This is a genomic window from Mesorhizobium sp. USDA 3734, from assembly GCF_056279665.1.
Map to the genome: position 1 here is coordinate 6,059,847 of NZ_JBWCCW010000001.1, position 26,938 is coordinate 6,086,784.

The window sequence follows — 26,938 nt, forward strand, 5'->3', positions numbered from 1 at the left end:
GAGCTACCCATGACGCGCCAAGCCCTCTCCAGAAGATCATCATGGCCTCGCTGGGCCAGGCGCGGCCTGATGGAGAACATCGCGACGGCACTGATCGCCATCGGCTTCCTGATGCTGTTCCAGCCCTTCGCGCTGTCGCTCTACACCTACTCCTTCATCACCATGCTCGCCGGCACCGTGATGTTCATCATCGTCTCCAAGTTCCCGGAATAATCATGGCCGAAATCCGCGTCCAGCACCTGAGAAAGGCCTTCGGCGATTTCGTCGCCGTGCAGGATTCCAACTTCGTCGTCGAGGATGGCGAGTTCTTCGTCATGCTCGGTCCGTCCGGCTGCGGCAAGACGACAACATTGCGCATGATCGCGGGGCTCGAGCTGCCGACCGGGGGCCAGATCCTGCTCGGCGGCGACGACGTCACCATGCTGCGGGCATGCGAACGCGATATCGCCTTCGTCTTCCAGCTGTTCGCGCTCTATCCGCACATGAATGTGCGCAAGAACATCGGCTTCCCGCTCTTGGCGCAAGGCATGCCATCGGCCGAAATCCGCACCCGTGTCGAGGAGACGGCGAAGCTGCTGCGCATCGACCATCTGCTCAACAAATCCGTCTCCGGACTTGCCGGCGGTGACCGTCAGCGCGTCGCGCTCGGCCGCGCCATCGTGCGGCGGCCAAAATGCTTCCTGATGGATGAGCCCCTGGGAACGCTCGATACCGAATTCCGCGATCTGATGGTCCATGAGTTGCGCGAGCTGCACAACCGCATCCACGCCACCACGGTCTATGTCACGCACGACCAGATGGAAGCGATGTCGATGGCCGACAAGATCGCGGTGATGAACCATGGCGTCATCGAACAGTTCGGCACGCCGCGCGAGATCTACGACCGCCCGGCGACCATGTTCGTCGCCGACTTCATCGGCTCGCCGCCGATGAACTTCTTGGGATTTGGCGGCGGGCTCGCCAAGGGCGCGAAGGAGATCGTCGTGCAAGGGGCCAAGGTGGCGGTGCCGGAGGTGCGCGAGGATATCGCACCTAGCGACATGGCGCTCGGCATCCGCCCGGAACACATCCGCTTCGACGATGCTTCCAAGCTGCGCGGCGCCATTTACGGCACCGAATATCTTGGCACCACGCAGATCGTCGCGGTGGAGACGGCGGACGGCATCATCAAGGCACGCGTGCCGGCCGAAATCCGGCTGTCCACCGGCGACCATGTCGGCCTGACGCTGAGCAGCGCGCGGCTGTCGCTGTTCGAGAAGGAATCCGGCCGTGCGGTGAGAACCGCGATCCACGATGTGGCTTCGGAACGGAGGGCCCAGCATGGCTGACGTTCACATCAAGAACGTGACCAAGAGTTTTGGCGACCATGTCGCCGTCGACGGTCTCGACCTGCATATATCAGATGGTGAATTCGTCGTGCTCCTCGGGCCGACTGGGGCCGGCAAGACCACAACGCTGCGGCTGATCGCCGGGCTGGAGCGGCCGGATTCCGGCACGATCGAAATTGGCGGCCACAATGCCACGACGCTGTCGCCCGCCGAGCGCGACACGGCCTTCGTCTTCCAGCAATATTCGCTCTATCCGCATCTGTCGGTGTTCGACAATCTCGCCTTCCCGCTGCGCTCGCCGGCACGGAGAATGCCGGAAGACCAGATCCGCCGCCGGGTCGAGGAGGTGGCGAAGATGGTGCGCATCCATCACAAGCTCGCCAACCGCTCGACCAAGCTTTCTGGCGGCGAAATGCAGCGCGTCGCCATCGGCCGCGCACTGGTGCGCAAGCCTTCGATCTATCTGATGGACGAGCCGCTGTCGTCGCTCGATGCCAAGCTGCGGGCGGATCTTAGGCTTGAGCTGAAGCGCATCCAGACCGAACTCGGCGCCACCATGCTCTACGTCACCCACGACCAGATCGAGGCGATGACCATGGCCGACCGCATCGGCATCCTCGCTGAGGGCGTGCTGGTTCAGATCGGTTCGCCGCGCACCATCTATTCCGAGCCGGCAAACCTGCATGTCGCGGCGAGGCTCGGTCAGCCGGCGATCAATCTTCTGCCGACGGGGTTGCTGCCCGATGGCGGCGCGCCGGCCGGCACCAAGACGATCGGCGCACGCACCGAGCATCTGACAATCGCGAAGGCCGCGAATGGTCACGCCGACGGCGTCGTCGACTGGGTCGAGCATCTCGGCGACCAGAACCACCTGCATGTGACGGTTGGTCCGAAGAAGCTGGTGACGCTGACGGACCCCGACACGGATCTGGTGCAGGGCGACAGAGTGGTGATCCGTTACCGGTCGCCGCTGTATTTCGGTGCCGATGGACAACGACTGATGTGAATGGTTTCGGTGCTTCCCTGCCAAGGGTTCAGCACCGGTTTTTTGACTTTGCGAGTACGGGACGAATTCGATGAAGCACTTTTTCAATCGCAGGGAAACGATTGTCACCGAGGCGCTGGACGGCCTGTTGCGGACCATTGGCTCAGGCGATCTCGCGCGTCTCGACGGCTACCCCGAGATCAAGGTCATGCTGCGTGCAGACTGGGACAAGACCCGGGTTGCCGTCATCTCGGGCGGCGGCGCCGGGCACGAACCGTCGCATGCCGGCTTCGTCGGCAAGGGCATGCTGACGGCGGCGGTCTCGGGCGAGATCTTTGCCTCGCCGAGTGTCGAAGCCGTGCTTGCGGCCATCCGCGCGGTCACCGGCCCGTCCGGCTGCCTGCTCATCGTCAAGAACTACACCGGCGACCGCCTCAATTTCGGCCTGGCGGCCGAAAAGGCGCGCGCCGAGGGGTTTCGCGTCGAGATGGTGATCGTCGCAGACGATATCGCACTGCCCGACATTGCCCAGCCACGCGGCGTTGCCGGCACCTTGTTCGTGCACAAGATCGCAGGCCACCTGTCGGAGGCCGGCCATGACCTGGCGTCCGTTGCGGCAGCCGCTCGCGCGGCGGCGAAGGATATCGTTTCGCTCGGCATGTCGCTGTCGTCCTGCTCGATCCCCGGCCAGCCGCACGAAGACAGGTTTGGCGAAAGCGATGGCGAGCTCGGCCTCGGCATTCATGGCGAGCCGGGCGTCGAGCGGATCGCGGTGCAAAGCGCCGACAGGCTGGTCGCGATCATGGCTGAACGCCTCGCGGTAAGGCTTGATCCCAAGGCCACCTACGCCTTGCTGATCAACAATCTCGGCTCCGTGCCGCCGCTCGAAATGTCTGTTATCGCCAACGCGGTGCTTGCATCGCCGCTGGCCAAAACGGTCAAGCTGACGATCGGCCCGGGTCCGCTGATGACGGCGCTCAACATGAACGGCTTCTCGCTATCGCTGATCCGGCTCGACGCCGCGCGCGAGACAGCTCTGTTGGCGCCGGTCGGCCCGTATGCCTGGATGCCGGCGAAGCCCGTTGTGCCGCCTGCCGTCGTGCCGATGGCGAAAGCGGCCGGACAAAGCGCGTCACGCAAGCCAAGCGAGGATGCGCGCACCAGGCGTCTTGTCGTCACGGTCTGCGAAAGGCTGATTGCGCTCGAAGCCACCTTGAACGGACTGGATGCCAAGGCGGGCGACGGCGACACCGGTTCGACGGTGGCGACCGGCGCGCGCAGTATTCTCGTGCGGCTTGATACGCTGCCGCTCGCCGAACCTGCAGCGACCCTTGGCGCGATAGGCGACATTCTGAGCGCGTCGATGGGCGGCTCCAGCGGCGTGCTGCTGTCGATCTTCTTCACCGCGGCGGCGCAGGCTCTGGACGGCGGCGCTAACCTGTCCAAGGCGCTGCTTGCCGGCCTCGAACGGATGACTTTTTACGGCGGTGCCGGGATGGGCGACCGCACCATGGTCGATGCCTTGGAACCTGCCCTGAAAGCCCTCGACGCTAACGGTCTGGAGGACGCTGCAGCAGCCGCCCGACGTGGCGCCGAGGCCACCTCCGTCATGGAGAAGGCGAAAGCCGGACGGTCCGCCTATGTCGGCAGCAAGCTGCAAGGCGTGGTCGACCCCGGCGCCTTTGCGGTGGCCGAGGTTTTCGCGGCGGCGGCCGCACTGCATGAAGCGGCCTGACGCATGCTCCAGTTGTCGAATGAGCGTTCTTTCGATACTGCCGGCAAGATGGAAACCGGGAATGACATGGCGGCGTTGAACCTTGCCGGGCTGATCGCGGCCGCCGCGGATGCGATCGCCGCCCACGCCGAAGAATTGACCGCGCTCGACCAGGCGATCGGCGACGGCGACCATGGGCTGAACATGAAGCGCGGCTTTGAGGCGGTGCGGGCCGAAGCCGAGGCGTTTTCGGCCAAGCCTCTGCCCGAAGCCCTGAAGGCGATCGGCACCAAGCTGGTGATGACGGTGGGCGGCGCCTCCGGCCCGCTGTTCGGCACCCTGTTCATGGCGCTCGGCAAGGAGATTTCGGCGGCGCCCGATCGCGCCAATCTGACGACGGCATTCGGCAAGGCGTTCGAAGCGGTGGCCGCGCGGGGCAAATCGCAGGTCGGGCAGAAGACAATGCTCGATGTGCTGCAGCCGGTGCATGACGCGCTGCTGCAGGGGAAAACGGCGCCGGAAATAGCCGATATCGCCGACGCTGCGGCCGAAGCGACCGTGCCGATGAAAGCGCTGCGTGGCCGCGCCTCGTTCCTCGGCGACCGCTCGATCGGCCACATGGATGCCGGGGCGCGCTCAACCGCGCTTCTGGTGCGGACAGTGGCGCAAACCATCGGGAAAAGCGCATGAGCAATGTCGGCATCGTTATCGTTTCGCATTCGCCGCTGGTTGCCGAAGGCACGGCCGACATGGTGCGCCAGATGGTGGGCGACGAAGTGCCGCTTGCATGGTGCGGCGGAAACGGCCATGGCGGGCTTGGCACCAATGTCGAGGCGATCATGGGCGCCATCGACAAGGCCTGGTCGGAGGCCGGAGTCGCCATACTGGTAGACCTCGGCGGCGCCGAGACCAACTCGGAAATGGCGGTGGAGATGATCGGCGAGCCACGGTCGCACAAGATCATCGTCTGCAACGCGCCGATCGTCGAAGGCGCGGTGATGGCGGCGACCGAGGCCTCCGGCGGCGCGACGCTGCGGGAAGTGGTGGCGACGGCACATGAATTGTCGCCGTCGTGAGTAAACAGGAACTTTGAAGACATGTCCGCATCCGCCGAAGCGACCGTTGTGATCACCCACGATGTGGGCCTGCACGCGCGTCCTTCGGTGAAGTTCACCAAGCTGGCCAAGACCTTTGCCGCCGAGGTGGAAATCGCGCTGGCCGCCAACGGGCCATGGTTCGACGCCAAGAGCATCGTCAAGGTGATGGCGGCCAAGGCGCCGAAGGGCACGGTGCTGCACATCAGGGCCAGCGGCGTCGGCGCCAATGATGCCGTCGACGCGCTGGTCGAACTGGTGCGGCGCGATTTCGACGAAGGCGCGGATCATGTCCGAACCGCGTAGGTTGCAAGGCATTTCTGCCTCGGCCGGCTATGCCGAGGGGCCGCTGTTCGATCTCGACCAGGCTGTCGTATCCTATGTCGGCAAAGGAACAGCCGACGACGAGAAGGCCGCGCTCGAAAGCGCAATCGCCATCGCGGCGGGCCGCCTCGCAGTATTGATCGAGATGGCCGTGGGCGATGCCGCCGACATTCTCGAGTTCCAGATCGCCATGCTGGGGGACGACGCGCTGAGCAGCCCGGCCTTTGCCGCGATCCGCACCGGCCTGCCAGCCGACAGAGCGTGGCGGCAGGCGCTCGACGCCGAAATCGCCGGCTACGATGCTTCGGAGCAGGATTATTTCCGCGCGCGTGCTGCCGACATCCGCGATATCAGGGACCAGGTGCTGCGGGCTTTGTCCGAGGATGGCGACGTCCAGGCACCAGCCGGTGCTATTCTCTACGGCGAGGACATCGCGCCAACGCGTTTTTTCGAAACCGACTGGAGTTGGGGTGGAGGCATCGCGCTGAAGGCAGGCAGCACGGCGAGCCACGTCGCCATGCTGGCACGTTCGCGCGGCGTGCCGATGGTTGTCGGGTTGGGCGCTTCGCTGGCTCATCTAGCCGGTACAGCGCTGCTCGACGCCGAACATGGCGGCATCGTGCTGTCCCCCTCCAAGGCCGAAATCGCTGCCTTTCGCCAATCGTCTTCATCATTCTGGGCACGCCGCGACCGAGCCGGGACGTTCCTGGCGCGGCCGGCGGTGACCAGGGCCGGCACGGCGGTGCGGGTGCAGGTCAACATCGCCGACCCGTCCGATGTCGACGGCATCGACATCGCGACCTGCGACGGCGTCGGCCTGATGCGCACCGAATTCCTGTTCGGCAAGACGCTGCCGGATGAGGAGACGCAGTATCGCGCCTACCGCAAGGTGCTGGAGTGGGCCGGCGACAAGCCGGTGACGATCCGCACCGTCGATGCCGGCGGCGACAAGCCGGTACCCGGCTTCACCGTCGAGGAGAGCAATCCGTTCCTCGGCCTGCGCGGTATCAGGCTGTCGCTGGCAAGACCGGAGGTGTTTCGTGTACAGATCCGGGCGCTGCTGCGCGCCGCCGTCCACGGCAGCCTGAAAGTGATGTTCCCGATGATCGCCATTGCGGAGGAATACAGGCAGGCGGCGGCGATGTTCGCCGAGGAGCAGGCGGTGCTTGCCACGCGCGGCATCGTGCACAAGATGCCGCCGCTCGGCATCATGGTCGAGGTGCCTTCGGTGGCGATCGTGCCGGAAGCCTTTGCCGAAGCCGCTTTCTTCTCGATCGGCTCCAACGACCTCACCCAGTATGTCATGGCGGCCGCCCGCGACAACGCTGCCGTGGCACATCTCAATTCGGTCCGTCATCCGGCCGTGCTGCGGCTGATCGCTGCCGTGACCGCGTTTGGCCAGCGTGAAAAGATCCCGGTCAGCCTGTGCGGCGATGCCGGCGGCGATCCAGCCTCGATTCCGTCGCTGCTCGAGGCCGGCCTGCGCGATCTTTCCGTCGCTCCGGCGCAACTCGCCATGGCCAAGGCGGCCATCGCGGACGTTTCTGTCTAGGCGCGGCTGGCATGGTCGACAGGAGACCCGAACCCGGTTCCGAAGAGGCGATCCGCGCCTACAAGACGATCCTGTCGCACGTCATCGACCAGCGCCCGTCCGGCATGCGCCAGCGCCTCGCCGATGCGCTCGGCAAGCACCGCAGCTTCGTCACGCAGATTTCGAGCCCGGCCTATTCGATCCCGATCCCGTCAAAACATTTGCCTTCTATCTTTTCCGTGTGCCATTTCAGCCCGGCCGAGCGTGATCAGTTTCTCGCCGCCTATCATCAGGCGCATCCCGGAAAAATGTCTGTCGCAGCAGGCATGCGCAAGACGCGGCACGTCTCGCTGATCGTGCCGGATTTCGGCGACGACAAGCAGAACGCCGCGCTCGACAGGGCTGTGAACGATTTTATCCAGAAGATCACCAGCATCACCGGCAAGGGTGGCTGACCCCTTGGAGTTTGTACGCAATTCCCGACGGAAAACCGATACACACTTTTCCTGGAATTGCTTCGATGTCAGGCCTATTTCGGGAGGAGACGGCCGTGAAGAAATTTATGAACTCGGTGGACACGGTGCTGACCGAAAGCCTCGACGGTTTCGTGGCCGCCCATGCCGACATCCTCGTGCTCGGCGACGAGCACAAATTCATCCGCCGCAAGACTTTGCGGCCGGGCAAGGTGGCGCTGATCTCCGGCGGCGGCTCCGGTCACGAGCCGCTCCATGGCGGCTTTGTCGGCCACGGCATGCTGGATGCCGCCTGCCCCGGCCAGGTGTTCACCTCGCCGACGCCGGACCAGATGCTGGCGGCGGCGCAAGCCGTCGACACCGGTGCCGGCTGCCTGTTCATCGTCAAGAACTATGAGGGCGACGTCATGAACTTCGAGATGGCGGCCGAGATGTCGGAAGGCGCCCAGCAGGTTGTGACCAATGACGATGTCGCCGTCGAGAATTCTTCTTATACGACGGGCCGGCGCGGCGTCGCCGGAACGCTGGTGGTGGAAAAGATCGTCGGCGCGGCGGCCGAACATGGCCTGGCGCTGGCGCCTTTGAAGGCGCTGGGCGACCGCGTCAACGCGGCTACCCGCTCGATGGGCGTGGCGCTGACCAGTTGCACCGTGCCGGCGGCTGGCAAGCCGACTTTCGACATCGGCGACGGCGAGATGGAGTTTGGCGTCGGCATCCATGGCGAGCCCGGACGCCGGCGCGACAGGTTGAAAAGCGCCGATGCTATCGCGCAGGAGATCTGCGCCGCGATTCTGGGCGATCTCGGCGACACGGCGAAAGGCCCGGCACTGCTGTTCGTCAACGGCTTCGGCGGCACGCCGCTGATGGAACTCTATCTGATGTATAACAGCGCGCGGGCGATTTTCGAGAAGCACGGCGTGACGGTGACCCGTTCTCTGGTCGGCTCCTACGTCACCTCGCTCGATATGGCCGGCTGCTCGATCACACTGACCATGCTCGACGACGAGACCACCGCATTCTGGGATGCGCCGGTACACACCGCGGCCCTGCGCTGGGGCATGTAAAGCTGGCTTAGACCCAGCTTTTCTGCAACCATCCCAGACAATCCCTTATCCGAAACATTGTCCGGGTTGATGCTGCCATCTCTCACTACCGCTGAAGAAAGACTGCTGCTGCGCTTTGCCGATCCCGAGGCGGCGCCAGTCGGGGAAGATTTGTCGGCAAAGACACTGACCGCGCTGCTCGACAATGCCGAATTCCATGGCGTGCTGCCGATCATGCTGCGCAAGCTGCAAGAGCGCGGCGACGCGCAGCTGCCACCGGATCAGGGGCTGCGCGACAGACTGGACGATCTGCGCCAGAGGGCGACGATCGCCACCGGGCAGTCGATGCTACTGCAGTACCATGGCGACCGCATCATGAAGGGGCTGGCGGCGGACAATGTTCCGGCGCGGATCGTCAAGGGGCCGGTCTTCGCGCGCAAGCTCTACCGCAATGTCGCAGACAGGCCGTTCACCGACATCGACATCCTGGTCGAGCCCGCCAATCTGGCGCGGGCAAACCGGGTGATCGCCGCATGCGGCTTCGAGCTTGGCAGCAACGAGGCCGAATCCTACGAGCTGCAGGAGTTCAAATGGCTCGAAAAGGAGAATTCGAGCCTGCTGGTCGAACTGCATGGCGACCTCGTGCATGACACCGGCATGCGGCGTCGCCTGTCGCTGGGGTTCCGGGAGTTGCGCGCCATCGACGGCGAAGCGACAGATACGCCGGCGACCCTTTTGACGATCGCCATCGTGCACGCCGCCGGCGGCCACAAATTCCATCGGCTGCAGCTTTGCGTCGACGTGCTGCAAGGCGTGCGAGCGCTGCAGTCACCCGAAGCGGAAGATCGCCTGTTCGACGCTGCCCGCATGACCGGCATCGAGCTTGAACTGGCTGTTGTGCTCAATGTGACCGGCCAATTGTTCGAGGAGAGCCGCGCGCTTCAACTCGCCGGCCGGATCAAGCCCGATCTCTCGATACGGCTGGCCAGGCGGTTGATCAACACGAACACGCTGCTTGGCGTCAATTCCAGGGACAAGCTTGGTTCGCGCCTGCGCCGCGACGCGTTCCGGTGGATCCAGCGGCTGGCCAAGGCCAGGGCGCAGGTTGCTTGACTTGACTTCAATCCAGGGCGGCGCTGATCAGCGCCGCCGCGTCGGCCGGGCGCGCACCCACCTCCAACCGGAAGGTCGGCACCGCATTGACGAGCCCGGCAATGGTCGCCAACCGACGTTTTTGCATCGGCAGCAGCCCGGTCATACCCGTGCGGACATTGTCCACCGCCAGCGCCACCATTGCGTCGGTCCTGGCCATGGCGACGAGCCGGGTCTGGCTGTCGGCGGAGCGCGCCAGGTGCAGAAGGGCCGCCACCGGCCGGGCGGACGCGTTCTCGACCCGCACGATCCCGGCCAGCTTTTCAAGCGAGACGGGCTGCTCACCGTTGCGATCCCACGTCTGGCCAAGGCATGGCGCCACCTGCGGGATCATCTGCGCAGTCTTCCGATGGATCTTGACGGCACGCGGCAAGCCCCAGGCCATGACCTTGCCCGACGCGACATTGACGATCATGGCGTCGTCGGAGCAGAGGCCAAAGCCTTGTGTTGCCAGCGCCAGCGACGTCGTGGTCTTGCCGGTGCCGCTCGGGGCATGGATCAGCACCACCGCGTCGTTGTCCGGCATTGTCAGGCCCGCAGTGTGCAGCATATGCTGGCCGCCGGCGTCGAGCGCGGCGTCCAGGACCAGCATCGATGGCGTCCAGGCGGCTTTCGCACCGGGGCGAACCCAGAGCTCGGCCCAACCCTCCCCGCCATTGATCGCAACGGTCTGACGCCCGGGAAAGACCAGATGGACGGTGCCGCCGTCCTCGATCATCCGGCAGGAGCCATCCTCCGGCACCTCACCAGAGAAGACAAGCGATCCGTTGGGTGCCTCGTCCAGGGTCTCTGTTTCAGCGATCTCAAGACGAAAGTCCGGCTCGACCGGTTCTGCGATATGCAAGCCGGCGAGCATCCTGTCGAAATCCTGCCATAGCTCGGGACGCTCGGCTGATATGCCGAGTATCTGGCCGTTGAGGCCATAGCACGCTGAAGGTCTGGTCAAGCGGGGCGCCCCTTTGTGGCATCGGCATGGTGACGGTAGATCTCGACCATGCCGGGAAGGCTGTCGCTGACCACCGGCCTGCCATCGAGGCAGACCCAGCAATGCGCCGACATGCGTGGCGCCTGCATCGACTTCGGATCGACGCCGAAACTCAGGTCCGGATCGAAGCCGGCAAGGCGCAGGAAACGATGACCGAGCAGACCCTCTCTCAGGCACCTGCGGTCGCGCATCAGCCAGGGATGGCGGACGGTGCGGTTGACGCTGGCGACGATGTAAGCGGACGGCAAGCCGCGATAGGGGGTCGATGAGGTGAGCGGCGCCCATTTGAGCACGTCCTCGAAGCTGCGGTTGGCGACCAGGACCGGCATCAGCCGCGCGCTTGCCCAGAGATGGCAGCGAAACATAGCGCGCAGGAGAGGACCGTCGGCCATCAGGCGGTACCGTTAGCCATCAAGCACCTGGCGTGGCGAGGATACCTTCCGAGACCAGATTGGTGGCCAGTGCGGCCATGTCCTGGTCGAGCGTCCCCTTGTCGACCTCGAACTCCTCGCAAAGCAGGTCGACGATCTGGTCGAGGTTGCGCGCGCCGTCCACCTTGTCGAGAAAGGCTTCGGTCGTGCCGTTGCATGTGTAAAGCTGGCCGCTGCGCGCCAAAAGCACGACGGCGCCATCGCCGACATGCTGGACCGAAGCGTCTTCCGCCAGCCGCAGAACCGTTCCAGAGGCAATTTCCATCACGAACCCCACCAAGCCATGCAAAACCCGGAATTCAGATAGCGCGGCGAGGGAACGCTGTCTATCAGACGATCATGGGAGACAGCGTGCGATCCCGTGCGGTTTGCGTTCCGACAGATCCTCGTGCCGATCGTTAAATCCACCGGGCGCCTATTCCCGGCCGGCATCGTCCCAGAAATAGTCGTCAACGCGAGGCGACAAGCAACTGAACCGATCGGCTGGGCGGTTGCATTTCTTCCCTAGAGTAAGGTAAAACCTGCCTGGGTCTTGGGGAGATAGCGTATGCGTTACAATTGGGAACGGGCTCCGACGAGCTTCGAACGTCACAGAAAAGCGCTGGCGACAGCTATTTTGATCGCTGGCGGCATTGGCCTCATGCTTGTGGCCCTGCCGATCTAGACAAGCTGCAGATCGAATGGATGTCGGCTGTCAGGGCGCCTGGCGTGACCCTGTCAATGTGGCTGCCCGGTCACGGCAAGGAAGCGGCGATCACGCCCTTCGAAACCCTGGCTGAAACGCTGCACCAGCACGACAATCACCGCCGGCTTGCCGGCCGGGGTGAATTTGTAGGATTCCGACAGGCCGTAGGAGGTCGGGCAATTTCTTGAGCCCGGCACGGTCTTGTCCTCGTGCAGGATCTTGAACGGCTTGCCGTCCTGCCCTTGCAGCGTCAGCCGGAAGCCGAGCGCCTTGCCTGATGTGTCGCCCTGCTGCGTCGCAGCGAAACTCGCCGAACAATCGCTCGTGCTGGCTGCCAGGATCTCGTCGAGCTGGATGGTCGAAATCCCCGTTTCGTCATAGAGCGGCGACAGCCATTTCTGCGACACCTGTTCGAGGCGGGAAATGTCGTTGTAGGCAACCATTTCACCCGGAAAGGTGAATTTGTCGGAAGCGGTCTGCTCGCCCTGTGATGCGATGGCATATCTGGCAAGAACGGGCGCCGCCTGCGAGGCGGCCTGGGCCCTCGCCTGCTCCAGCGTCAGCGTCGCCTCCTCCGTTTCGTCGACGACGAGGATCGGCCTGCCGCCGACAAATTCATCGGTGCGGGTATCGATGATGTCGATCTGCGACCAGCCGGAATCCGAGACGCCGGCGTCGAGCGTTCCATATTGCTCGAAGGCGAAATAGGCACCATCGGGCGAAAAGCCGATGATACGCCGTGCCGCGGCATCGCCAGCCTGAGCGGCTCCAGCGGAGATCGCAAGTGCCGCACCCATGACCGATGGGAGCGCAAAGCGCCCGATGATCCGCACAGCAGCAAACATCACCGCTCCAATCCCGTATCGCAATTTCATATCTGCTTGCCCCCAAGCGCCCGGGTCAATTTCATCAGCGCAATGGCGTCTATTTGCGGCCAAGGTTAGAGCGCGCTATCTGGAGGGAGGAAAATCATTCCTGGGGAGGATACGGATGGCTTCACGCTATCACGAGGTCTATGAGGGCTGGAAGCGCGACCCGGAACAATTCTGGGCGAATGCTGCCGACGCCATCGACTGGTATTCGCCATGGGACAAGGTGTTCGATGCCACGGCCGGTGTCTATGGCCGCTGGTTTACCGGCGCCACCTGCAACACCTGCTACAATGCCGTCGACCGCCACGTCGCCGGCGGGCGCGCCGACCAGATCGCGCTGATCCATGACAGCGCCATCACCGGAACGGTCAGGAAATTCACCTATGCCGAGCTCAAGCGCGAGGTGGTTGCACTCACCTCGGTGCTGAAGAACCGCGGCATCGGCAAGGGCGACCGCGTCATCATCTACATGCCGATGGTGGCCGAGGCGGCTATCGCCATGCTGGCCTGCGCCCGCATCGGCGCCGTGCATTCGGTGGTCTTCGGCGGCTTTGCCTCGCATGAGCTTGCCACCCGCATCGACGATGCCAGGCCGAAGCTGATCATTTCCGCATCCTGCGGCCTCGAGCCAGGTCGGGTCGTCGCCTACAAGCCGCTGCTCGACAAGGCAATCGAGATCTCCCGCCACAAGCCGGACGCGTGCCTGATCCTGCAGCGCGATCAGTTGCGCTGCGAACTGAAGGAGCATTTCGACATCGACTACGCCGATGCCGTCGCGCGCGAACGAGCAGCCGGCGCCAATGTCGATTGCGTGCCGGTGCTTGCCACCGACCCGCTCTACATCATCTACACATCGGGCACGACCGGTCAGCCCAAGGGCATCGTGCGTGACAATGGCGGCCACATGGTCGCGCTGAAATGGACGATGGAAAACGAATTCGGCGTCAAGCCGGGCGAGGTGTTCTGGGCGGCATCCGATGTCGGCTGGGTGGTCGGCCATTCCTACATCGTCTACGGGCCGCTGCTGCATGGCTGCACCAGCATCCTGTTCGAGGGCAAGCCTGTCGGCACGCCGGATGCCGGCACCTATTGGCGGGTGATATCGCAGCATGGTGTGGTCGCGCTGTTCACAGCGCCGACCGCGTTCCGCGCCATCAAGGGGCAGGATCCGAAAGGCGAGTTCATCGCGAAATACGATCTGTCGAAATTCCGCACCCTGTTCCTGGCCGGCGAGCGCGCCGACCCGGAAACCATCAAATGGGCAGAGCAGAAGCTTGATGTGCCGGTGGTCGACCATTGGTGGCAGACCGAGACCGGCTCGCCGATGACGATCAATCCCGCCGGCCTTGGCCTGCTGCCGGTGAAATATGGCTCGCCGGGCGTGCCGATGCCCGGCTACGACATCCGCGTGCTCGACGATGGTGGCCATGAGGTGAGGCGCGGCACGCTGGGCAATGTGGTGATCAAGCTGCCGCTGCCGGCCGGCTGCCTGCCGACGCTGTGGAACGCGGATCAACGGTTCCGCCAAGCCTATCTCGACGAGTTCCCCGGCTTCTACAAGACGGCGGATGCCGGCATGGTCGACGAGGACGGCTATCTCTACGTCATGGCCCGCACCGACGACATCATCAATGTCGCCGGCCATCGGCTGTCGACCGGCGCCATGGAGGAGGTGCTTTCCGCTCACCCCGATGTCGCGGAATGCGCGGTCATCGGCATTGCCGACGCCATGAAGGGGCAGGTTCCGCTTGGCTTCGTGGTGCTGAATGCGGGTGTGACGCGCGACGTCGGCCTGATCGAGAACGAAGTGGTCGGCCTGGTGCGTGAACGCATCGGCCCGGTCGCCGCCTTCAAGACGGTGGTGACGATCAAGCGCCTGCCCAAGACGCGGTCCGGCAAGATCCTGCGCGGCACCATGCAGAAGATCGCCGACAAGGAAGAATGGGCGATGCCGGCGACCATCGACGACCCGGCCATCCTCGATGAGATCACCGTGGCCCTGAAGGAACGCGGCATCGGCCTTTGAGCCGCTGAAGGATTGGCTTGTCGAGGCGGCTTTTCGGATCGACGAGCAATCTTTTATTGTGCAACGCAGCAATGCACCCTAAAGTCGTTCGCGGGGGGCCATCGACAAGGTCGCATGGCTCAAAAGAAGATCACATTTGGTGGCGTAGACATCCTGCGCTTTCTCGCCGCCGTCATGGTCATGGTCTACCACTATGGCTTCTGGGTGTGGGCGTTTCCGAACGGCGTTTCGGCGCGTGCCACGGGCGGCGTTCCCCCGCAGCCGGCAATAGGCGCCTGGGTCGAATCCGGCTGGGTCGGCGTCCAGATCTTCTTTGTCATCAGCGGCTTCGTCATCGCCTTCAGCGCCGAACGGTCGACGCCTTTGCGGTTTTTCGAGGCGAGGGTGAAACGGCTGGCGCCGGCGGTCTGGATCTGCGCACCGGTCACGGCGGTGGTGCTGCTGCTTGTCGGCCTCAGCTGGCCGACCGATGCCGTCGTCCGGCTCGTCCGCACCGGCCTGTTCGCCCCCTACGCGCCTTGGGTGGACAGCGTCTACTGGACGCTCGGCATCGAGATCGCCTTCTATGCCATCGTCTGGGTCCTGCTCAGGCTTGGCCGCTTCCATCAGATGGAAATGGTGGCCATTGCCATCGGCCTGGTCAGCACGCTGTTCTGGTGCCTGTACTACCCGCTCGACTGGGCCGATCTTGCCGAAACACGCACGCTCGACCTGCTTCTGGTCCATCACGGCGTTTTCTTCGCCACCGGCGTCATGCTGTGGCTGATGCGCTTCAAGGCGGTGACCGCCGCTCGCCTTGCCTTCTGCGCCCTGTTCCTGGGCGGCGGCGTGCTGCAGATCGCCAGTTCGGTCGACGTTCATATCCTGAAGGTGGGGCGAGAGATGCCGTTCGCACCGCCAATCCTCATCTTCCTCGCCGCCATCGCGCTGATGGCGTGGTCGCTGCGGCTCGACCTGTCCTGGAGCGGCTGGCGCCGCATTGGACTGATGACCTATCCGCTCTACCTGCTGCACGATGTCGTCGGCGCGGCCCTGCTCGGCGTCCTGGTCCGCGTCGGCCTGCCGCATCTCGTCTCGATGGTGGTCGTCGGCGCGACGATGATCGCGGCAAGCTGGCTGGTGGCGACCGAGGCCGAACCACGCATCCGGCTGCTGCTCGACCACACCGTTTTCCGCTACAGGCTCAAGGCCGCGTAGGCGCGACCTTGTTGACCAAATGGGGGTTAACCAGTGGCACGTCGGTGCGCAGTTTGCGCAGGATTCGTACTGTCCAGCTGCAGGATTCAGAGGCCTGGATCGTGAGTCAGTTTGAAATTCAGCCGGAAGGGGACGCCGATGGTCCGCGGCCGGTACAAAAAGCAAGAGACCGATTGATGCTGATTGTCAGGATGGCGGAACTGGAAATCGATCCTGACCAGATCGACAGCTATAAAACCCTGCTTGCCGAAGAGATTGAGGCCTCCGTGCGAAGCGATCCGGGCGTGCTTTTCCTTCATGCCGTGTCGGAAAAAGGCGCACCTGAAAAGGTGCGCGTGATCGAATGCTACGCTGATCAGGCGGCCTACGAAGCCCATCTGACCACGCCGCATTTTCTCAAATACAAGACGCAAACGGCGAATATGGTGCGGTCACTTCGGCTCATCGAAACCGACCCGATCACGCTGGCAGCGAAACCCGGCCAGATTTCAAGCTAACCCACGACCGAGACCCAGCTCGACACCGCCGTTCATCCAGAGCGGTCGACTCCGTCTCAACGCGATGCGTTTTCGAAAGAATCTGCTTGGGCAACGGCCGATATCAGACCGGCGCCTTGCCGCGCACTTCCGACTTTTCCAGGTAGTAGCTCGAGTATTTGTCGAAGAACTTCTCGGAGCCGCCGAACGATCCGTATTTGGCCAGCTTCTTCAGATCGACCTTGTTCAGCACCGCGCCGACGATCTTGTTGGCGACATAGGGTTCGGACTCCAGCATCGACCTGACCATCGCGCGCGGCGTGCGTCCCCATTCGGTGACGAGCACAAAACCGTCGACCAGCGGCGCGAAGGCCTTGGCGTCGACCACCGGTCCGAGTGGCGGCAGGTCGACGACGATGTATTCGAAGGTCTCCTTGGCGTTCTCGATGAAACGTCGCATGCCGGCCGAGGAGAGAAGTTCGCTGGTATGCGAGAAGTGCCCGCGCAGCACCGCCGGGATGATCGCCAGCTTCGTCTGCCTGTCGATCTTGCCGACGGACTGCCAGGTCTGCCCGTTGACCACCGCTTCCATCAAGCCTTGCTCGGCTTCCATGCCAAGCCCTCGGCTGAGGCCAGGATTGCGCAGATCACCGTCGATCAGCAGCGTCTTGGCGCCGTTGGCGGCAAGCAAGCCGGCGAGATTGGCCGCGACCGTCGACTTGCCCTCACCGGGAAGCACCGAAATGATGCCGATGACGCGGCTGCCTTGCTCTTCCAACACAACGTCGAAGGCGATCTTGGCGCTGCGCAGCGTTTCGGAGAACATCGAGGCAGGCGAATCGATGCTGACCCGCATGCGCGCCCGTTTTTCCGCGGCCGACAGGGATTTGGCGGTCTTGGCATCCACCTGGGTCTCGCCAGGCTTTTCTTCCTTGCCGAGCTTGCCGCCGATCGTCGGCAGATAACCGAGGAATTTCAGGCCGACGCGGTCGCGTACATCTTCGCCGGTCCTGAAGAACCGTTCGTTGAACTCGTTCAGGCCGCCGAACCCGGCGCCCATCAGCATGCCGAGAACCAGCGAAAGTCCGAGCACGACGATTGTGCGCGGGCTTGACGCGGCCATCGGCATCGAAGCGTCCGAGATGATGCGTATCTTGCCGACCGGGAAGGACTGCTGCTGTGCGGCTTCCTCGTAGCGGCCGAGGAATGTCTGATAGAGCGTGGTGAGCGCCGTCGCCTGCTGATCGAGTTCACGCAGCTTGACTTGCGTCTGATTGTCGACGGAACTTTTGCCTTGTGCGGCCGCGACATTGGCCCTGAGCGCGGTCTCGCGCGCCAGCGCCACCTCATATTCGTTGCGATAGCTTTCGGTCAGCTGCTTCAGTTCGCCGAAAATCTGCGTCGATATGTCGGCCTTCTCCTTGGCAAGTGCCACCGCCTGCGGATGCTCGGGGCCGAAATTCGCCTCGACGTCCTGCAGCCGCTTGGCCACCGTGAGATATCGGGTCTTGAGCGCCGCGATGACCGAGCTGCTCGGCTGGTCGCTCGATATGGCGGCATCCTTGAAGGCATTGTCGGAGCCGCTGTCGACGATCGCCTTGTACTGCTGGTAGCGGGCGCTGGCACGCGCGGTATCGGCCTGGGCCACGATGAGCTGGGCGTTGAGATCGGAGAGCTGCTTGTCGCTCATCAGTTGGCCATCGCTGTTGGCGGTCAACCCGTGCTCGGCCCTGAATTTCTCGACCGCGAGCGAAGCTGCCTGCGAGCTCTGGCGCAGTTCGGTCAACCGGCCCTGCAGCCAGACCGCAGCCCGTTCGGTAGCATCGAAGCTGGCATCGAGCTGATCGGCGAGATAGGCATCGGCGTAGGCCTTGGTGATGGCGTTTGCCAGGGCCGGATCCGTGGCCTGATAGCCGAGCGCGATGACGTAGCTTCGCCCGATGCGTTCCGCCCGCACCTCGTTCTGCAGCTTTAGGATTGCGTAGTCGCGACGCGACGTAGCGATCAGCGCGTCGCGGGCGGCCGGGTCGAGCTTGCTGAAGTCAGCACCGCCCGGCATGGAAGGACTGGGGCGAACATACTGGATCACGCTCCGGACCAGACCGACGCCCTTCGCCAGAGCCGATACGGGCGGATTCATGAACGCATCGTTCTGGTCGAGCTTCAGCTTGTCGACGACCACGGCGGCGAGCCGCGTCGAAGTCAGGATTTCGATCTGGCTCAGGATGGCAGAGTCGGTCTGCATGGTTGTCGATGCCGCCGAGATATCATCGACAATCTTGTTCAAGCCTTCGTCGATCAGCACGCTGGCGACCGACTGATATTTGGGCGGCGTCGTCTGCAAATAGAGCAGACCCAGAAAGACACCGATGACAGCACACACGGCAACCACCTTGGCCTGCCGTGCGGCCATGCCAAGCAGCCGCTCGATATCGATGAAGTCTTCGCCGTCTCCTGCGTCCGAATTCGGCAATGGCATCCTCTTGTCGAGAGGAAAGTTGGCATAATTCATCTTCGGTCCAATTCTAGAGCCGGTCCCATTCCGATTGATCGCAATGGGCTCTATCTCACTGTTTGAGCATGATCTTTTCCGGAAACCGGGACCCACTTTCCGGGATCATGCTTTGGCTTGCAGGCCCCTCGAGGATCGGGAGCATCGCCAGAAGCAACGCAAGCGTCGTGCCAGACGGCGAGGGCCTGCCGGCCCCTCTTCACCAGCCATCCGACAATGCTCCCGAAAGATGGGCATTATGCGGCTTCTTCCTGGCGTTCATGCGACCGGACGAACTCCTGAAGCATCTCGAAAACCGGGCCCTTCATGTCGTCGCGTGCCAGCGCGAAGGCGATGTTGGCCTGGATGAATCCTTCCTTGGAGCCGCAGTCGAACATGCGACCCTTGAAAGGCTGGGCGAAGAACGGCTGATCCCTCGACAGACGGACCATGGCGTCCGTCAGCTGGATTTCGTTGCCGGCGCCGCGCTGCTGATTGCCCAGAAGCGCGAAGATCTCGGGCTGCAGGATGTAGCGGCCGTTGATGTAGAAGTTCGACGGCGCGTTGGCCGGCGCCGGCTTTTCGACCATGGCCGTCACCTCGAAGCCGCCGCCGATCTCGGCACCACGGCCAACGATGCCGTATTTGTTGGTCTCGCTCGGCTCACAGCGCTCGACGGCGATCACGTTGCCGCCAGTGCGCTCGTAAAGGTCGACGGTTTCGGCGAGGCATCCGCGCCCGCCGAACGACACCATGTCCGGCAGCAGCAAGGCAAAGGGCTCGTTGCCGATAACCTCACGCGCGCACCAGACGGCATGGCCGAGACCCTGCGGCGATTGCTGGCGGATGAAGCTGGTGGCACCGGCCACAGGCAGCATGCTTTCGAGCGCCTCCAGCTGGGTCTTCTTGCCGGTCTGCTCCAGGGTGCCGATCAATTCCGGATGCAGGTCGAAATAGTCCTCGATGACCGCCTTGTTGCGACCGGTCACGAACACGATGTGCTCGATACCGGCTTCGAAGGCCTCGTCCACCGCATATTGCACGACAGGCCTGTCGACCACGGGAAGCATTTCCTTCGGCATCGACTTGGTCGCCGGCAGGAACCGTGTTCCAAGCCCCGCCACCGGTATCACGGCCTTCCTGATTTTCTTCATCGCAAATTCCTTCTGAGGAGATCGACTTCAGTCCATTCACAGGCCACGAAAAATCCCTCCATGTGCCTGCATCTTCACCTCCCCACCCCAACGGCAAACTGTGCCGCCATTCTTCGCAACCGCACGGCAATCGGCATCCCCATGTGCCAGACCGCCGCCGGGTCGCTGAGCGCCGTCCGGATCGCCTTGAGCGGGGACCGCGCCTTGATGTGCTGAACCATCGACAGGAACGAGGCGGCCTTGCGCAGGCTGCGGCCGCGCCGGGCGAACGCCGCTTGCGCGGCCTCATCCATCTGGTGGGTTTGAGCGAACACGGCATCCGCCTTGCGCATCGCTTCGACGTGGTGAAGCTCGAGCACGCGCGAGATGGAGCCGCTGCGGATATGATAGGCATAGCCGATATCGGGCTCGACCACGCATTTGCCGCCCTTGGCCAAGGCTTCGGCAAACAGGATGTAGTCTTCGCCGATCCTCAGTTTCTCATCATAGCGAAGCGCGTTCTCGTTCAGGAACTCGCGCTGAAAAATCGGCTTGAGATAGCCGAGATTGAACTTCGATTCGAAGACGACGTTGCCGGCGATGTAGGTGGCCAGCGAAATTTCGCGCAAGCCATCCAGATATTCCCGCGGGAACATCGCGTCCTCGACGACGCCGTCCTCACGGATGACCTGCAGATTATCGATGGCGATCTGGGCACCGGCCGTTTCGGCGCGCGCGATCATCGCAGCGAGCCGATCTGGAAAGACCGCGTCGTCGGAATCGAGAACCGCGATCCATCTGCCGCGTGCGGCGTCGAGGCCGGCATTCCTGGCGCCGCCAGGGCCGCGATTGCTGGCCAGGGCGACGACGCGGACGATGTCCTGGGGATAGGCCCGCGCCACGTCGAGCGTCGCATCGCGCGACTTGTCGTCGACGACGATGATTTCGACGCTGACACCCTTCTGGGCGATGGCGCTGGCGATCGCCCGGTCGAGGGTCGCCTCAGCGTTGTAGGCGGCAATCACGAAGGAAACATCGGGCACAAAGGAAACATCGGGGACAAAGGAGGCGTCAGGCTGCACGCTTGCCTCCTTCCCCAGGCGAAGGCTGGCCGTAAAGGCGGATTTCGCGGATGCCGACAAGGCCGCTGACGACGCCGACATGCATGATGCCGCGCAGCACGCTGCGGTTCCTGCGAACCGGACTGACGACAACCGGAAGCGCCGAGGCGAAACAATAGATGGCCTTTGCCGACGCCAGGCCGACCTGCTTGACCAAGCCGATGCCGCGGGCACTACTGCCCAGAAGATGGCCATGCGTCTGCCCGACGCGGAAGCGGCGGCGGCCGAGCCAGTCGAATGCCGCCCTTGAGCGCGGCACCACCTCGTCGACCCAGGCCTCGGGCGAGAAGGCGATGCGGCCGCCGGCCTTGTACATCTGGTCGAAGAACTCGGTGTCCTCGCCGCCGGTCTGGCCACGCGCCAGGCTGAAGCGGCGGCCGCGCAGGCTGTCCGATCCCATCCGCAGCAGAACGTTGCAGGTGTAGCCGGTCTGGATCTCGCCGCGCACCCAGACGGGCAAGGTCGAATGGAAATCGCCGCGCCGCATCCAGTCCGGAGCATCCGGTCGATAGCGCGCCCTGACCGGGCCGAGCACGGTGGCGGCACCGCTGGCTTCAGCCATCGCGACCAGCTCGGCGAGCCATGCGGGCGTCGCCGTCTCGTCATCGTCGATGAAGGCGACGAAATCCGCAACGCTGGCGTCGAGGCAGGCGTTGCGGGCGATCGAGATGTTGCGCGCCGGGGCATGCCGATAGTGGATCGGCAGCGTCAATTCCTGCGACAGCGCCGTCACCAGGTCGCGGGCGGTCGGCGTGTCGTCATTGTCGGCGACGATGATGCGGATATCGAATCCCGCTGGCATCTCCATGGCGTCGAGCGAGCGCAGCGTGTCGGCCAGTTCCGGCCGGTGGAACGTGCAGACGCCGATGTCGATGCTGCGGTTCTTGGCCTGCGCCGTCATCACGCTACCCCGCGCCGCGACCCGAGGCCGAGAAGCTGCAGCCAGAAGCCGACCGACCAGCCAAGATGCATGACCATGGCCGAGACACCGGCAAGCGCGACGTCGGCCTTGCGCTGGCGGAGCGCCGTCACCAGGCCGTAGCCCAGGCATACCGACGCCCACAGCAGCAATGGAGCCGCCGCCAGCCAATGTACGAACGAAAAGGCCGCCAGCAGCACGACCGGAAACACCAGCAGCGGTACCATCTGCCGGATCTTCGGGATGACGCGGTGCTTCAGCACGTTCTTGGCGCGGCCGCGCCCATAGCCGAGATACTGGAAATAGAGGCCGCTGAGCGAGGCGCGCGGATAGTAGACCATCTGCGTCTTGCCGCTCATCCAGATTTTGTAGCCGGCCTTGCGGAGGCGGTAATCGAGTTCTGCATCCTCATTGTGGCTGAACGTCTCGTCATAACCGCCGACAGAACCGAAGGCCGATATCCGCATCAGCGCATGATGGCCGTGGTCAATCCACTCTCCCCCCGAAAGGTGCCGATGCTTCGAGCCGCCGGTGCCGAGCTTGGAATTCTGCGCCGCGGCGGCCGCTTTCTGCACGGTGCCGCTGCCGCTGGTCAGCATCGAAACGACAACCGAATCCGCTCCGGTGGCCAACGCCTCCTCGACCAGCCGGTCGCAATAATCGTCGGGATAGCCGCCATGCGCGTCGATGCGGATGAGATAGTCGGCACCCTCGCCAAACGTGCCGACGGCGAGATTGATCGCCGCGCTCTGGATGCGCCGCTTGTTGTGAAGCAGGATAACGCGCTGGTCCTTCGCAATGATGTCCTCGACGATGACCAGCGTGCCGTCGGTGCTGCCGCCATCGGCGACAATGATCCGGGCGCCAAGCCGTGCGGCCGCGGGCCGCAATTGATCGAGCAGCGCACCGATATGGGCGGCTTCGTTCAGGCACGGGATAACGATCAGGCTGGATGAGGGCTTTTCAGTCTGCGTCATCAGCCTCTGTCCATCCTGCCTCTGTCCATCTCTGGCCATCCTATGCCAATGCCTCGGCTGCAAAGGAGCCGCGCACGGCGGTCAGGCTGCGCAGCCGCTCGACAAGCGCCAGGCAATCGCTGCGGTCGTAGCTCCAGGTCCTCGGGTTAGGGGCCAGAACACGCCCCCTCAGCCTGGCGAAGCGATGCTCTTCCATCTTGCCCAGCGCGGCTTCGAGCGCCTCGGGCGAGGCCTGCGGCAACAGCACGCCGATATCCCGCTGTTTGAGGAACCGCCCGGTCTCGGTGTTGCCCATCGAGATCGGCACCGCGCCGAAACGGCAGCCTTCATAGAGCCGGTTGGGCAAAAGCCATTCGGAGTTCTGCCCCGCTTCGAAGAAATCGATCGCCCAGGAAAAATGGACGTCGTTGTAGATCGCAGCCATGTCCTCCGGGTTGCGGTAAGGCCCGCGAAACGACAACCATGGCTCGGCTTCGACGAAGCCATGAAAGTCCGGGAATTCGGACAAAGCCGGACGGCCGCGCAGCACGATCTCGAAGCGCCCGTCCATGCGGCGGGAGAAATCGGCCAGCAGCTCGAGCGAACGGCGGCAGCGCAAGGCGCCAAACCAGCCGATCCGCCATGGCGGGCCGACCGGGTTCTCTTCGGCCTCGGAGGCGCCAGGCAAGATCGCCGCGGCCTCGAAATACTTGTTCTCGACCAGCTCGATGGGTGCTGCGACCTGGCCGAACGGCTCGAAATAATTGGCGATGAAAGCAGGCGAACTGGTCACCAGCAGCTTCACGTCCCTGGCCAGAAAGCGTTCGGTGGCGCGCAGCGCCTTGCCCAGGACATCGTTGCGCAGCACCAAGCGATGAATGTCGAGGCACTCGTAAACGATCGGAACCGACGCACTGAAGGCCGACCTGGCGCGGCGGGCAAGCGCCAGCATTTCCAGGTTGCGCGCGATGATGAGATCAGGTTTTGGCATACCGCGAAGCTTTGAGCCTATTGAAACGGCTGCCTTGGCGACGGCCGCGAGGCGTTGGCCGAATCGCCCGTCACGCGTCGCGCCGAGGTCGATCGGCCGCAATCCCTCGACATCCGCGATCGGATTCGTGGTGCGACGGAAGCCGGCCAGGGTGACCTGGGCCCCACCTGCCCTGAGCATCGTGATCCGCCGGCGCACGGCCGGGTCGGAAACGTCGTGCACAAGGTACAAGACATGCAGCATAAAAACTCGACCGCTGTTGGCCCACCCACGGGAATGCTAGTACAGCTCTTGCTGCATCGCAACATTTTTGCTGCATCGATCGACGTTTTCTGTTGCACTGCAAAATTATTGCCGTAGTTTGTGGTCGGCGGCGGTCGTGGATTTTCGAGCTCGGAAATCCGCGTAAAAAATCAGGAATCCTGAATTTGGAAGCCAATGCATTCGATCCGCCAGAAGGCTCCTTGCGCAAATCGGTTGGGCGCGGCGCGGTCGTCACGGCCATGGCGCAATCGGTGCGGGTCGCGACACAGATCCTGTCCGTCATCGTCTTGTCGCGGCTGTTGTCGCCACAGGATTTCGGTGTCGTGGCGATGTGCGCGCCGGTGCTGGCCTTTATCGCGCTGTTCCAGGATTTCGGCCTGACCCAGGCGACGATCCAGAAAAGCGGCATCCGGCATGAGGAGGTGAATTACCTCTTCTGGATCAATGTCGCCGTCAGCGCGATCCTGGCTTGCGTCCTTGCGGGCGCAGCACCGCTGGTTGCCGCTTTCTATGGCGAGCCGCGCGTGACCGGCCTGGTGGCTGCATTCGGGCTGCAGATCATGGCCTATGGGCTTGGCGCACAGCATCTGGCGCTCCTGACGCGCCGCATGCAGTTCGGCCGGCTGGCCGTCATCGACGTCGCCAGCGCTATCGCCGGGCTTGCCGTGTCGATCGCCTGGACCTTCATCGACCGCTCCTATTGGGCGCTGTTTGCCGGCACGCTGACCGGGGCCGTGCTGCCAACACTCTGCTACTGGGCAAGCTCGCGCTGGCGCCCGGGCCTGCCGCGCAAGGTTGCCGGCATCAGCGAGCTGATCAATTTCGGCGCCGGCATCACCGGCTTCAACTTCGCCAATTTCTTTGCCCGCAACCTCGACAATGTGCTGATCGGCAAATACTGGGGCGAGGCGCAGCTCGGCCTCTATGACCGCGCCTACAAGCTGCTTCTGTTTCCGCTGAGCCAGATCACCAATCCCTTGTCGAAAGTCATGGTGCCGGCGCTCTCCAGGCTGAAGGACGAGCCGGATCGCTACCGCAGCGCCTATCTGCGCGTCATGCCGCTGATCCTGCTGGTGGCGCTTCCCGGCGTCGCCTTCGCCACGGCGATGTCGGATGTGCTGATCCCCTTCGTGCTCGGCGAGCAATGGCGCGCAAGCGCCTCGATTTTCCTGGCGCTCGGCTTTGCCGGGCTGCTGCAGCCGCTCAACAATCCGGCCGGGTGGCTTTTCGTCAGCCAGGGCCGCTCCGGCGACTTCATGCGCTGGGGCATCGTAACGGCCGTCACCTCGGTGCTGGCCTTCATGCTCGGCCTGCCCTATGGCGCGCTCGGGCGTGGCGATTGCCTATGCGATCAGCGAGTATCTGCGAACGCCGTTCCTGTGGCTCTATGTCGGCAAGAGCGGACCGCTGCAGGCGCACCACGTGCTTCGCGCGGCAACGCCGTTCGTGCTTGGCGCCCATCTGGCGCTGGCCGCGGTCTGGTTCATCAAGCCACTGCTGCCGCAGCAGCATGTCGTTGCCCTGGCCAGCGGCGCCGTGCTCGCTTACCTCATCACCATCCTCATCGCACTGGCATTCGCCTCCGGCCGCGAAGCCTTGCGCGAGGCTCTCAAGATGCTGCCGGCAAGGCTGCCCGCGGCAGCGCCGCGCGAAGCGCAATAATTTGGGCGCCTTCGACAGCTACGGACATCCACTCCAGGACCAGGTCTGAACCATGCACTACCGATCGATTTCCGATATGAACGACGCCATCGTCAGGGGCCTGCACCGGCTGCCGCGCGACATCGACCTGGTCGTTGGCGTGCCAAGAAGCGGCATTTTGGCGGCGACGCTGGTCAGCCTGTCAGCGAATATCCCGATGACCGATCTCGACAGCTTCCTGGCTGGGCGGATCTACACGTCAGGCGTCACCAAGCGCCGTGCCGCTCTCGATCGCAAGGTCTCCGAGATGCGCAAGGTGCTGGTGATCGATGACAGCGTCGCCGGCGGCAACGCCATGCGCGACGCGCGCGCCCGCATCCAGGCTGCCGGCATCGAGGCGGATTTCACCTTTGCCGCCGTGTTCGGCCTTGAGCCGCAGCACCAGGAAACCGACCTCGTCTTCGAGGTCGTGCCGCATCCGCGCATGTTCCAATGGAACTTCATGCACCACAAATTCCTGGCGCAATGCTGCGTCGACATCGACGGCGTGCTGTGCCTCGACCCGACAGAGGCGGAAAACGACGACGGCCCGGCCTACGAGAAATTCCTCAGCGAAGCCCGGCCGCTCCATGTTGCGACCCACAAGATCGGCTGGCTCGTCACCAGCCGGCTGGAGAAATACCGCGCGCTGACCGAGGCGTGGCTTGCCAAGCACGAGATCAAATACGACCAGTTGATCATGCTCGACCTACCGAGCAAGGCGGAACGGCAGCGGCTTGGCGCGCATGGCAGTTTCAAGGCCGATTTCTATCGCAAATCCGATGCCATCCTGTTCATCGAGAGCGAGCACGAACAGGCGCTGAGGATCACCGAACTGTCCGGCAAGCCGGTGCTGTGCGTCGAAACGCATATGGTCAGCTTTCCCGACGCGCTGTCGCTGCCGGCACTTGGCCAGACAGCCCGCAACCTGCCGGCAAGGCTGCGGCAGATCAAGTCGCAAGAGGGCCGCAAGAGCGCCGCCAAGACCATTGCCCGCGCCCTGCTTGGCGCCCGCGGCTACGAGACGCTGAAGAGCCGGGTCAAACGCCTGGCCTGATCCGCACGCC

The 26,938-nt window shown here is 63.7% G+C and carries 26 protein-coding genes; 16 read left to right on the forward strand and 10 right to left on the reverse strand.

The features are described 5' to 3' along the window. Positions 1–9: 9 nt before the first annotated feature. The 11 genes from ACZ89F_RS28995 to ACZ89F_RS29045 all read left to right on the forward strand — a co-directional run bounded on the left by ACZ89F_RS28995 (position 10) and on the right by ACZ89F_RS29045 (position 9,605). On the forward strand, positions 10–213 hold the full coding sequence (locus tag ACZ89F_RS28995) for a hypothetical protein (protein WP_476095469.1): 204 nt from the start codon (positions 10–12) through the stop codon (positions 211–213). A gap of 2 nt (positions 214–215) precedes the next feature. Next, positions 216–1,328: an ABC transporter ATP-binding protein gene (locus ACZ89F_RS29000; protein WP_476095471.1), complete on the forward strand. Its 1,113-nt coding sequence runs from the start codon at positions 216–218 to the stop codon at positions 1,326–1,328. Continuing rightward, entirely contained in the window at positions 1,321–2,334 is a 1,014-nt protein-coding gene (locus ACZ89F_RS29005) for an ABC transporter ATP-binding protein (RefSeq protein ID WP_476095473.1), read from the forward strand. Before ACZ89F_RS29000 ends, ACZ89F_RS29005 begins: the two co-directional genes overlap by 8 nt. 70 nt (positions 2,335–2,404) lie before the next feature. Further along, positions 2,405–4,048 (forward strand): dihydroxyacetone kinase subunit DhaK, encoded by a 1,644-nt coding sequence (locus tag ACZ89F_RS29010; RefSeq protein WP_476095475.1) that lies wholly within the window; start codon positions 2,405–2,407, stop codon positions 4,046–4,048. 66 nt (positions 4,049–4,114) lie between these two features. After that, positions 4,115–4,717 (forward strand): dihydroxyacetone kinase subunit DhaL, encoded by a 603-nt coding sequence (dhaL, locus tag ACZ89F_RS29015; RefSeq protein WP_476097420.1) that lies wholly within the window; start codon positions 4,115–4,117, stop codon positions 4,715–4,717. Continuing rightward, complete coding sequence (dhaM, locus tag ACZ89F_RS29020) at positions 4,714–5,103, forward strand: dihydroxyacetone kinase phosphoryl donor subunit DhaM (RefSeq protein ID WP_275954147.1); 390 nt, start codon at positions 4,714–4,716, stop codon at positions 5,101–5,103. The genes dhaL and dhaM overlap by 4 nt, the downstream gene beginning before the upstream one ends. A 21-nt stretch (positions 5,104–5,124) precedes the next feature. Beyond that, positions 5,125–5,427, forward strand: a complete 303-nt coding sequence (locus ACZ89F_RS29025) for an HPr family phosphocarrier protein (protein ID WP_476095476.1) — start codon at positions 5,125–5,127, stop codon at positions 5,425–5,427. Continuing rightward, on the forward strand, positions 5,411–6,997 hold the full coding sequence (gene ptsP / locus ACZ89F_RS29030; RefSeq protein WP_476095477.1) for a phosphoenolpyruvate--protein phosphotransferase: 1,587 nt from the start codon (positions 5,411–5,413) through the stop codon (positions 6,995–6,997). Before ACZ89F_RS29025 ends, ptsP begins: the two co-directional genes overlap by 17 nt. Before the next feature lie 11 nt (positions 6,998–7,008). Further along, positions 7,009–7,431, forward strand: coding sequence for a hypothetical protein (locus ACZ89F_RS29035; RefSeq protein WP_476095479.1), 423 nt, complete (start codon positions 7,009–7,011; stop codon positions 7,429–7,431). Between the two features lie 95 nt (positions 7,432–7,526). Next, the gene (gene dhaK, locus ACZ89F_RS29040) at positions 7,527–8,513 is read left to right on the forward strand and encodes a dihydroxyacetone kinase subunit DhaK (RefSeq protein WP_476095480.1); all 987 of its coding nucleotides are present in this window, start codon (positions 7,527–7,529) and stop codon (positions 8,511–8,513) included. Positions 8,514–8,582: 69 nt separating this feature from the next. Beyond that, positions 8,583–9,605 carry a nucleotidyltransferase family protein gene (locus ACZ89F_RS29045; RefSeq protein WP_476095482.1) on the forward strand — a complete coding sequence of 341 codons (1,023 nt, stop codon included), beginning with the start codon at positions 8,583–8,585 and terminating at the stop codon, positions 9,603–9,605. A 7-nt stretch (positions 9,606–9,612) separates the two neighbouring features. Here ACZ89F_RS29045 and ACZ89F_RS29050 read toward each other — a convergent pair whose 3' ends face one another. The 4 genes from ACZ89F_RS29050 to ACZ89F_RS29065 all read right to left on the reverse strand — a co-directional run bounded on the left by ACZ89F_RS29050 (position 9,613) and on the right by ACZ89F_RS29065 (position 12,590). Continuing rightward, positions 9,613–10,500 (reverse strand): serine kinase, encoded by an 888-nt coding sequence (locus tag ACZ89F_RS29050; RefSeq protein ID WP_476095483.1) that lies wholly within the window; start codon positions 10,498–10,500, stop codon positions 9,613–9,615. Positions 10,501–10,586: 86 nt separating this feature from the next. Next, positions 10,587–11,021, reverse strand: coding sequence for a lasso peptide biosynthesis B2 protein (locus ACZ89F_RS29055; RefSeq protein ID WP_476095485.1), 435 nt, complete (start codon positions 11,019–11,021; stop codon positions 10,587–10,589). A gap of 19 nt (positions 11,022–11,040) precedes the next feature. Beyond that, positions 11,041–11,325 carry a PqqD family protein gene (locus tag ACZ89F_RS29060; RefSeq protein ID WP_476095487.1) on the reverse strand — a complete coding sequence of 95 codons (285 nt, stop codon included), beginning with the start codon at positions 11,323–11,325 and terminating at the stop codon, positions 11,041–11,043. 452 nt (positions 11,326–11,777) lie between these two features. Beyond that, positions 11,778–12,590 carry a DUF2259 domain-containing protein gene (locus ACZ89F_RS29065; protein WP_476095488.1) on the reverse strand — a complete coding sequence of 271 codons (813 nt, stop codon included), beginning with the start codon at positions 12,588–12,590 and terminating at the stop codon, positions 11,778–11,780. 145 nt (positions 12,591–12,735) lie between these two features. Between ACZ89F_RS29065 and ACZ89F_RS29070 the strand changes: the two genes are divergently transcribed. From ACZ89F_RS29070 to ACZ89F_RS29080, 3 genes are all read left to right on the forward strand, one after another. Then, positions 12,736–14,643 (forward strand): propionyl-CoA synthetase, encoded by a 1,908-nt coding sequence (locus ACZ89F_RS29070; protein ID WP_476095490.1) that lies wholly within the window; start codon positions 12,736–12,738, stop codon positions 14,641–14,643. 114 nt (positions 14,644–14,757) lie between these two features. Beyond that, entirely contained in the window at positions 14,758–15,840 is a 1,083-nt protein-coding gene (locus tag ACZ89F_RS29075; protein WP_476095492.1) for an acyltransferase family protein, read from the forward strand. 176 nt (positions 15,841–16,016) lie between these two features. Further along, complete coding sequence (locus ACZ89F_RS29080) at positions 16,017–16,337, forward strand: putative quinol monooxygenase (protein ID WP_476097421.1); 321 nt, start codon at positions 16,017–16,019, stop codon at positions 16,335–16,337. A 103-nt stretch (positions 16,338–16,440) separates the two neighbouring features. On the opposite strand, the gene ACZ89F_RS29085 is transcribed toward ACZ89F_RS29080, so the two are convergent. From ACZ89F_RS29085 to ACZ89F_RS29110, 6 genes are all read right to left on the reverse strand, one after another. Further along, complete coding sequence (locus ACZ89F_RS29085) at positions 16,441–18,828, reverse strand: polysaccharide biosynthesis tyrosine autokinase (RefSeq protein ID WP_476095494.1); 2,388 nt, start codon at positions 18,826–18,828, stop codon at positions 16,441–16,443. A gap of 236 nt (positions 18,829–19,064) precedes the next feature. Further along, a complete protein-coding gene (locus ACZ89F_RS29090) occupies positions 19,065–19,961 on the reverse strand; it encodes a UTP--glucose-1-phosphate uridylyltransferase (protein ID WP_476095496.1) in 897 nt (298 codons plus the stop codon). 74 nt (positions 19,962–20,035) lie between these two features. Next, complete coding sequence (locus ACZ89F_RS29095) at positions 20,036–21,022, reverse strand: glycosyltransferase family 2 protein (protein WP_476095498.1); 987 nt, start codon at positions 21,020–21,022, stop codon at positions 20,036–20,038. Continuing rightward, positions 21,012–21,962, reverse strand: a complete 951-nt coding sequence (locus tag ACZ89F_RS29100) for a glycosyltransferase family 2 protein (protein ID WP_476095499.1) — start codon at positions 21,960–21,962, stop codon at positions 21,012–21,014. Before ACZ89F_RS29100 ends, ACZ89F_RS29095 begins: the two co-directional genes overlap by 11 nt. Then, positions 21,962–22,957 carry a glycosyltransferase family 2 protein gene (locus tag ACZ89F_RS29105; protein ID WP_476095501.1) on the reverse strand — a complete coding sequence of 332 codons (996 nt, stop codon included), beginning with the start codon at positions 22,955–22,957 and terminating at the stop codon, positions 21,962–21,964. Before ACZ89F_RS29105 ends, ACZ89F_RS29100 begins: the two co-directional genes overlap by 1 nt. Positions 22,958–22,997: 40 nt before the next feature. Then, positions 22,998–24,170 carry a glycosyltransferase gene (locus ACZ89F_RS29110; protein ID WP_476095503.1) on the reverse strand — a complete coding sequence of 391 codons (1,173 nt, stop codon included), beginning with the start codon at positions 24,168–24,170 and terminating at the stop codon, positions 22,998–23,000. Positions 24,171–24,355: 185 nt separating this feature from the next. Here ACZ89F_RS29110 and ACZ89F_RS29115 point away from each other — a divergent pair, with 185 nt between their 5' ends. Beyond that, a complete protein-coding gene (locus tag ACZ89F_RS29115) occupies positions 24,356–25,933 on the forward strand; it encodes a lipopolysaccharide biosynthesis protein (RefSeq protein WP_476095504.1) in 1,578 nt (525 codons plus the stop codon). Continuing rightward, a complete protein-coding gene (locus ACZ89F_RS29120; protein WP_476095506.1) occupies positions 25,906–26,928 on the forward strand; it encodes a phosphoribosyltransferase in 1,023 nt (340 codons plus the stop codon). Before ACZ89F_RS29115 ends, ACZ89F_RS29120 begins: the two co-directional genes overlap by 28 nt. The last annotated feature ends 10 nt before the right edge of the window (positions 26,929–26,938 follow it).